1 protein-coding gene and 1 pseudogene are annotated in these 1,262 nt (G+C 63.8%); one reads left to right on the top strand and one right to left on the bottom strand.

Annotation, left to right across the window (positions count from 1 at the left end; all coding sequences use genetic code 11):
- Positions 1–838 (bottom strand): LysR family transcriptional regulator (locus EN906_RS34450; protein ID WP_164777622.1); only part of this gene is annotated, 838 nt, incomplete at its 3' end.
- Positions 839–966: 128 nt separating this feature from the next.
- Here EN906_RS34450 and EN906_RS34445 point away from each other — a divergent pair.
- Positions 967–1,262: pseudogene (locus tag EN906_RS34445) on the top strand (diguanylate cyclase); the annotation flags it as partial.

The raw sequence follows: 1,262 nt of genomic DNA, 5'->3' as shown, positions 1-1,262 counted from the left end.
CCGCAATATAGGTGCGGTGCGGATAGAGCGCGTAGATCGGGCTGGAGCCGGGGCGAAACTCATCCAGCTGCACTTCCAGCCGGCCGTCCCTGATCGCAGCGTCGACCAGCAGGCTGGGCAGGTTGCCGATGCCGAAACCGGCGGTGGTCATCTGGTAGGCGGCCTCGACGCTGTTGGTCGAGATCCGCCCCCCGATAGCCGCATCGAAAGGGCCGTCGGGTCCGATGAATGGCCACGTGCCAAGGCGCTTGGCGAAATTGCTCAGCACGCAGGAATGGCTTGCCAGCTCATCCGGGTGGACCGGACGGCCGTTTGCATCCCAATAATCGGGCGTAGCGCAGACATAATTGCGGACGTCACCAAGCCGGCGGGCAATCAGGGCGGAATCCGCCTGACCGCCGAAGCGGATGGCCACATCGTAGCCTTCCTCGACAATGCCGACGACATAACGCGCGGTGAGGTCGAACTCGATCGTGGTGAGCGGGTTTTCTTCGAGGAATTTCGGCACCAACTTGGTTATGCGCGTGTGGCCCAGAACATTGGAGCAGGAAACCCGGATCAGGCCGCGCGTCTCCTTGTGCAGGCCGCGCGTCGAATCCTGCAGTTCGGATATGTCGTCGAGCAGGCTGCGCGCACGCGGAGCATAGTCGCGGCCCGCCTCGGTGAGGCTGAGACGCCTTGTGGTGCGATTGATGAGCCGGACGCCAAGGTCGTCTTCCAGTTCCTTGATGGTGCGGCTGACGGCCGTCGTCGACATGTTGAGATCGCGCGCCGCCGCCGACAGGCTGCCCAGCAGGCAAACCCGATCGAACACCCGCATCGCCGTCAGAAGATTCATCTTGCCTTCCCCTCGCCGTCGCGGCCCCGCCGCCATCGGCTGCGTCCTGTAGAAAACAGCGCCCAGCAACGACGCGGCAAGGGCATTCCACCGAATTTGGGCGTAAAATCAACAATGGGAGAACCGATATGACATCCAGACCTCTTCATCCCGCGATCGGCACATTTGCGAAAGGCGCAAAGAGCGGCGCGCTTGGCCGCCGCGAGTTCCTGGCGCTGGCCAGCGCCTTCGGCGCCAGCACGGCGATTGCCTACGGGCTCATCGGTCAGCCGGTCCCGGCGCGAGCCGAGGAAGCCGTCCAACCCAGGAAGGGCGGCGTGGTGCGTGTTGCCATGCAGGTGATGGAGCTGGAAGACCCGCGCAAGTTCAAGGTTTCGCAGATGGGCAACAGCGTCATGCAGTTGCGCGAACCGCTGGTGCGCTG

This window comes from Mesorhizobium sp. M7A.F.Ca.CA.004.06.1.1, assembly GCF_003999135.1.
Classification (GTDB): Bacteria; Pseudomonadota; Alphaproteobacteria; order Rhizobiales; family Rhizobiaceae; genus Mesorhizobium.
Note: the sequence above shows the minus strand (reverse complement) of the source record. Positions and strands in the feature narration are given on the sequence as shown.